Origin of the sequence: Microbacterium panaciterrae (assembly GCF_039541635.1) — a bacterium.
GTDB lineage: Bacteria > Actinomycetota > Actinomycetes > Actinomycetales > Microbacteriaceae > Microbacterium > Microbacterium panaciterrae.
Window position 1 is genome coordinate 108,422 of the sequence record NZ_BAABGP010000019.1, and the last position, 6,000, is coordinate 114,421.

General features: G+C 69.7%; 7 protein-coding genes and 1 pseudogene. 6 read left to right on the forward strand and 2 right to left on the reverse strand.

Annotation, left to right across the window (positions count from 1 at the left end; genetic code table 11):
- Positions 1 to 78: 78 nt before the first annotated feature.
- Positions 79 to 1,041, forward strand: a complete 963-nt coding sequence (locus tag ABD882_RS14820; protein WP_345188131.1) for an alpha/beta fold hydrolase — start codon at positions 79 to 81, stop codon at positions 1,039 to 1,041.
- Positions 1,042 to 1,054: 13 nt separating this feature from the next.
- On the opposite strand, the gene ABD882_RS14825 is transcribed toward ABD882_RS14820, so the two are convergent.
- Complete coding sequence (locus tag ABD882_RS14825) at positions 1,055 to 1,282, reverse strand: hypothetical protein (protein ID WP_345188132.1); 228 nt, start codon at positions 1,280 to 1,282, stop codon at positions 1,055 to 1,057.
- Positions 1,283 to 1,367: 85 nt separating this feature from the next.
- Here ABD882_RS14825 and ABD882_RS14830 point away from each other — a divergent pair, with 85 nt between their 5' ends.
- The 3 genes from ABD882_RS14830 (at position 1,368) to ABD882_RS14840 (ending at position 3,937) form a co-directional block, all read left to right on the forward strand.
- Positions 1,368 to 2,351 (forward strand): helix-turn-helix domain-containing protein, encoded by a 984-nt coding sequence (locus tag ABD882_RS14830; protein WP_345188134.1) that lies wholly within the window; start codon positions 1,368 to 1,370, stop codon positions 2,349 to 2,351.
- A 105-nt stretch (positions 2,352 to 2,456) separates the two neighbouring features.
- Positions 2,457 to 2,585, forward strand: a complete 129-nt coding sequence (locus ABD882_RS14835; protein WP_345188135.1) for a hypothetical protein — start codon at positions 2,457 to 2,459, stop codon at positions 2,583 to 2,585.
- A 71-nt stretch (positions 2,586 to 2,656) separates the two neighbouring features.
- A complete protein-coding gene (locus ABD882_RS14840) occupies positions 2,657 to 3,937 on the forward strand; it encodes an RNA polymerase sigma factor (protein ID WP_345188136.1) in 1,281 nt (426 codons plus the stop codon).
- A 73-nt stretch (positions 3,938 to 4,010) separates the two neighbouring features.
- Here ABD882_RS14840 and ABD882_RS14845 read toward each other — a convergent pair whose 3' ends face one another.
- Entirely contained in the window at positions 4,011 to 4,208 is a 198-nt protein-coding gene (locus tag ABD882_RS14845) for a hypothetical protein (protein ID WP_345188137.1), read from the reverse strand.
- Positions 4,209 to 4,319: 111 nt separating this feature from the next.
- Here ABD882_RS14845 and ABD882_RS14850 point away from each other — a divergent pair, with 111 nt between their 5' ends.
- Together ABD882_RS14850 and ABD882_RS14855 are read left to right on the forward strand one after the other, a co-directional pair.
- Positions 4,320 to 5,411, forward strand: a complete 1,092-nt coding sequence (locus tag ABD882_RS14850) for an NAD(P)-binding domain-containing protein (protein WP_345188138.1) — start codon at positions 4,320 to 4,322, stop codon at positions 5,409 to 5,411.
- A gap of 151 nt (positions 5,412 to 5,562) precedes the next feature.
- Positions 5,563 to 6,000 (forward strand): annotated as a pseudogene (locus ABD882_RS14855) (hypothetical protein); the annotation flags it as partial.

Consider the following 6,000-nt stretch of genomic DNA (forward strand, 5'->3'; position numbering starts at 1 on the left):
TCCGTCGCTAATGTGGTGACCGTAGCACGGGGCAACCGTCGAGTGGGGCTGGACGAATGCCTCACCAAGGGGACTGATGTGAAGACTGCCAGGCTGCTCTCGGTCGGGACGCTGGCCTGCGTCGTGCTCGCAGCCTCGCTGCTGTCCGGCTGCACGGCGGCAGCGACCACTTCTCAGTCGGCCGGGAAGACTCCGGCCGCGCAGACGCCGGTCTCCGGAGACTTCGCCGGCACGGTCCCGATCGGCGATGGTCGTGGGTTGTATCTGAGATGTGCCGGAACGGGCAGCCCGACGGTCGTGCTGGAGTCCGGGATCCATGACTCGTCCGACCCGTGGGCGATCTCCGAGACGAAGCCTCCATTGCCGAAGGCGCTCGCGGTCTTTCCGGCGCTCGCAAAGCGCACGCACGTCTGCATGTACGACAGGCCGGGGACGATCCGATACGCGAACCCGGCCGCGCTGACCACCCGAAGCACGCCGGTGCCGATGCCGAGAACTCTGCCGAGCATGGTGTCCGACCTGCACGCGCTCCTGACGAGCGCGAAGATTCCTGGTCCGTACGTGCTGGTCGGTCACTCCTACGGCGGCATGATCGTCCGGCTCTTCGCCCAGACGCATCCGAAGGACGTCGCGGGCCTGGTGCTCGTGGATGCGTTCGGCACCACCATCGAGCAGCTCTTCGGCAGCCAGTGGGACCGCTACATCGAACTGCTCAACCAGCCGGGCACGGCACTCGACACGAAGGCCGGCTTTGAGACCGTCGACGTCAACGGCGCGATCCTTGCCATCGATCAGGCGCCGCCGCTGCCCGCCGTGCCGTTGGCCGTGCTGAGCAAGACCGCACCGTTCGCGACCGCCGAGGGCGTTCCCTCCGACCTGACGGAGACCCTCGAGCGGGTGTGGCCGCAGGTGCAGGACGCGCTGGTCGATCTGGAACCCCAGACTCCGCATGTCTTCGCCACCGGCAGTGACCACTACGTGCAGATCAACGACCCTGACCTCGTCACGAGCATGGTCGAGCTTGTCATCGCACGGCGCTGATGGGCGCTCCTGATCACCAGCCGCTGCGGTCTTGGGCGGTCTGCAGATCGCGATAGGCGCGCTCGGTGTCGCGTGTCGCGATCCCGCCGCGGTGCAGGATCTCGCGCGGGAACCACGCCCAGAGGGCGAAGCGCGCGGCACGCCCGGGCCTTTTCGCGACGGCGCGATCGGTGCTCTTCCGGATGGCGCGGACGTGCGCGTGCGAGCGGAAGGGGGTGGGGGATGCGATGCTCTCGGTCATCTCTCTAAAGTTATGAGCAGTCAATTACTGCCACGAGATGGCAGACGGACTATCTTCGCAAAGATTCCGCCAGTACACTGATGCCATGCTGCACAGCGTCACGCTCCCCGTCATCGACGGGCTCGCCGTCTTCGAGTTCGGGCTTCTCAGTGAGGTCTTCGGCCTCGATCGCAGTGTGTACTCCGACGTTCCGGCCTTCGACTTCCGGGTCTGCGGGCTCGAGGCGGGGCGGCCGGTGACCACGCAGGTCGGCGCTCAGGTCATCCCGGCGCACGGTCTGGAGGCGATGGAGCACGCGGATGTCATCGCGGTGCCCGCGCTCGCCGTGCGCTCGGAGGAGGAGTATCCGGTCGAACTGCTCGACGCCCTTCGTCGGGCCGCGGACCGCGGTGCGATCCTGCTGAGCGCCTGCTCGGGCGCGTTCCTGCTCGGTGCAGCCGGGCTCCTCGACGGGCGGCCGTGCACCACGCACTGGCGCTACGCCGAGGAGCTGCAGCGCCGGTATCCCAGTGCGCGCATCGACCCCGACGTGCTCTTCGTCGACGACGGCAACCTCATCACCAGCGCGGGCACCGCGGCGGGGATCGATGCGAGCCTGCACCTGGTGCGGCGCGAGCTCGGCAGCGGGATCGCGAACGTGATCGCCCGCAACATGGTCGTTCCTCCGCAGCGCGACGGCGGACAGCGGCAGTACATCAGCCGGCCGGTGCCGGAGGCGGAGTGCGACGCGCTCGTGGACGTGCTGGCGCACATGAACGCCCGGCTCGCGGAGCCGCACTCGGTCGCTTCGCTCGCGCAGCGCGCGCACATGTCGACCCGTACGTTCGCGCGGCGCTTCGTCGCCGAGACCGGAGTGACGCCCATGCAGTGGCTCACCGCCCAGCGCGTGCTGCAGGCGCAGCTGGCGCTGGAGACGACGGACGCCTCGATCGAAGACATCGCCGCGACCTGCGGTTTCGGCAGCGCCACGCTGTTCCGCCACCACTTCACCCGCGAGGTGGGGGTCGCGCCCTCCGCGTACCGCCGATCCTTCACTCGCGGCGTGCGAGAGGTCGCGCTGGTCTCATAAAGGGGCGGATTCACAGGTTCGCTCCGCGTCACTTCTGCGCGAAAACGCACTCTCCCTCAGTGGAGCCCACGCTGACAGGCTCCGCGACAGGTGAGGAGAGCGCGCGTGAGCGACGAGGGACCCGCCGACGAGGAGGAGATCCGCATGCCGCGCCCCGTCCGACTGGGGGCGGCGTGGTCGCTCGCGGTCATCCTCGACGTCCTCGACGGCGAACTCGACGACGACCCTGAGTGAAACGGATGCGACGATAGAAAGGCGTGCTGCCCGTGAGTCTCGTCGAGGCGGCGACACTCGCGGGAGGAAGCATGAGAGATCCACGCACCGATGCGGAGCTGCTCGGGGCCGTGCGACGCGGCGATCACGGCGCCTACCGGGTGCTGTGGGAGCGACACTTCGACGCCGGGCTCCGGTTCGCGCGGCGTAGGTTCCCCTCCCGGGCGGAGGATCTCGTGTCCGAATCCTTCCTGGCCGTCTTCCAGCAGCTGACGACGGGCGGCAACGGACCCGACACCGCGTTCCGTGCCTATCTGCGAGCGGTCATCCGCAACACCGCGCTGCACTGGCGCAAGGACGCGGAGCACATCGTCGACGTGGACGACTTCGAGCCCGTCGACGCGCGTGACGGCCTCGCCCTGGTCGAGCGGAAGGCGGAATCGGCCGACGTGCTCGCCGCGTTCCGCGCATTGCCGGAGCGGTGGCAGCGGGTGCTCTGGCTGGCCGAGGTCGCAGAGGCCGGTCGCCCCGACATCGCGCGCGAGCTCGGCATCACCCCGAACGCCGTGTCCGCGCTGCAGCTTCGCGCCCGTTCCGGCCTGAAGGTCGGGTTGCTGGCGAGGCAGGTGCCGGCTGCCCTGCGCGAGGATCCATCGCATGCGGCGCGGCTGCTGCCACGTCACCTGGCGGAGCCGAGCAATCCGGCCCTCGCCGCCGAGGTGGCGGCTCACGTCGTCGTCTGCGCCGCCTGTGACGAACTGCTCGCGGGGATGCGGGTGTCGATGAGCAGGATGCGGGGCGCGGCTTTGTCCGCCACGCTGCTCGGAGCGCTCGGCACCGCTGTGCCGATGGTTTCTCTCAGCTCGGGGAGTGCGGCCGCCGCCGTCGTCACCGCCGCAGGGACGGGCATGGTGCTCCGCCTCGCTGCCGGCGGCGTCGCGGCAGCCACCATCGGCGCCCTGCTCCTGCAGCCGGCGCACACGCCACCGCCGGCGCCTCCCATCGCGGCGGCAAGCGCTCCGGCGCTGGCCACGCCGCCTCCGCCTCCGCCCGTGGCACCTGCGCTGGCGCCGCCGCCCAGCACCGCCGTTCCCGTGTCCTCACCGGATCCGGTTCCGCCGGTGGAGCAGGCGCCGCCGGCGTCGATCGCCTCTCTGAGGGTGACGATCGCGGTGTCCGTCGGCCCCGGCGCGAATGCGGGTGGTGAGCTCACCGCCCTCGGCGCGACCTTCACTGCCGGAGGCGGGTCACGGACGCCGGCGCCGCCGGTCTCGGTGCCGGATTCCCCCGATCCCGCTTGGCACGGCAGTGCGACTGCGGGATCCTCGTCGATCACGATCAGCGTGAACGGGGCGCGGACCGTCGTGCCATGACAGAGGTGCGGTCTGGCGCCCTGGGACTGCCGGGCGCCGTCAGCGCTGCATGAAGGTCAGGGCTGTGCGAAGGTCAGTGCTGCATGAAGTAGAGCACAGCGAGGCCGATGATCAGCACCCCCAGTGCGATCATCGCCCACACCGGCGCGCCGAAGAACTCGCGCAGGATCCACGGCGGCCGGTAGTCGCCGTCTCCGCGGTGGCGCGCGCGGTCCCGATGCGCGTCTCCGGTTCCGCTGCGACGGTCACGCCTGCTGTTCTCCGTCCCCATGCCGTGATCGTAGGCACGTGATACTAGGTCGCGGCTGTGATTGTCCGCTTCCGGACGTTCAGGATCCGCGTCCGCAGGAACATCCGCTAGTGCCCGAGTGTTGGGATCGCCGTGGACATCCTCGACAGCATCGTGATCGGCGCCGGCCAAGCCGGTCTCTCGAGCTCGTATCACCTGCGTCGTCTCGGTGTCCGGCACGTGGTCCTGGACTCCGACGAGAGGCCGGGTGGCGCCTGGCAGCACCGCTGGGACGCGCTCACCATGCAGGACGTGCACGGCGTCGCGGAGCTGCCCGGTTCGGTTCCTCCACCGCGGACCGCCGCGAGGGCGAACCGCGCCGTGCCGTCGTACTTCGCTGACTACGAGCGCGTGCACGACCTGCCGGTGATCCGCCCGGTGCAAGTGGATCGTGTGACGGACGATGACGGGATCCTCGTCGTGCACGCCGGTGAACGGACCTGGCGGTCACACACACTGATCAACGCCACCGGCACGTGGACGCAGCCGTTCCTGCCGCACTACCCCGGCATGGAGACGTTCCTGGGGGAGCAGCTGCACACGGTCGACTACCCCGGGCCCGAGCATTTCCGCGGCAAGCGGGTGCTCGTCGTCGGCGGCGGCGCGTCGGCCGTGCAGTTCCTGGGCGCGCTCGCACCGATCACCGACGTGCTGTGGGCGACTCGCACCCCGCCGGTGTGGCGAACGGACGACTTCACGCCCGAGGCGGGTGCCGCCGCGGTGGCGCTCGTCGAGCAGCGCGTCGCGCAGGGCCTCGCCCCGCGGAGCGTGGTGAGCGTGACCGGCCTGATGCTGCGGCCGCAGGAGCAGGAGGCCGCACGCCTCGGCGTCTACGACGCGCGCCGTCCGATGTTCCAGCGGATCGAGCCCGACGGTGTGCGCTGGGCCGACGGATCCTTCGAGCGGGTGGATGCGATCCTCTGGGCGACCGGGTTCCGACCGGCGATCGGACATCTCGCCCCGCTGCACCTGCGCAGCGAGCTGGGCGGGATCCAGCTGGATCGGAACGGACGCGGGACCACGGCGGTGAAGGATCCGCGGATCCAGCTCGTCGGCTACGGTCCGTCGGCGAGCACGATCGGTGCGAACCGCGCCGGACGCACCGCCGCGCGCGGCGTGCGGCAGTGGCTCGGAGCGCATGTGGTCTCGCCGGTCCCTGAGCTTGTCGAAGGGACCAGACGGTAGTGAGGTTCGCTGGTCCCTGAGCTTGTCGAAGGGGTGTTCAACCGGGCCTCGTTGGTCCTGCACAGGTGGCACTTTCGAGAAGTTCTGCACAGTTCGGTTATGTATCGGGATCTGGGGTTTGAATGTCGGTGGCCCCGGGTTGAATGGGGGTATGACATCGACCACGACGGACACCCTCGAGCAGTTGGAGCGGCTGCTTGCGGGTGTGTGCGGGTCGGTGGAGATGGGCCGCCAGTTCGAGGATTCGACGGCTGCGGAACTGGTGTCGTTGTTGCAGGTGCTGGGGCGGGTGCAGCGGCGGGTGGATGCGGTGCTCACCACCGTGACCGGGCAGGTTCAGGATCGGGATTGTCGGCTGTCCGCGGAACGGGTGTCGTCGGCGGCGGGGTGTCGGGATGTGACCGAACTGCTGCGACGGACCCTTCGCGTGGATGTGCGTACGGCCCGGAGGTATGTGACCGCCGGCGACGCTGTGTACCAGGACACCCAGTTGTCCACGGGTGACCTGCTTCCCGCCCGGTATTCGGCGCTCGGTGCGGTGTTGCGGGACGGGGTGGTCTCGGTGACCGGGTTGCTGGCCGCGACCGGC

Bases quoted from the DNA above. Each gene is read 5' to 3' on its own strand.
- ABD882_RS14825 (WP_345188132.1), bottom strand. From the start codon at position 1,282: ATGACCGAGAGCATCGCATCCCCCACCCCCTTCCGCTCGCACGCGCAC.
- ABD882_RS14830 (WP_345188134.1), top strand. From the start codon at position 1,368: ATGCTGCACAGCGTCACGCTCCCCGTCATCGACGGGCTCGCCGTCTTC.
- ABD882_RS14840 (WP_345188136.1), top strand. From the start codon at position 2,657: ATGAGAGATCCACGCACCGATGCGGAGCTGCTCGGGGCCGTGCGACGC.
- ABD882_RS14845 (WP_345188137.1), bottom strand. From the start codon at position 4,208: ATGGGGACGGAGAACAGCAGGCGTGACCGTCGCAGCGGAACCGGAGAC.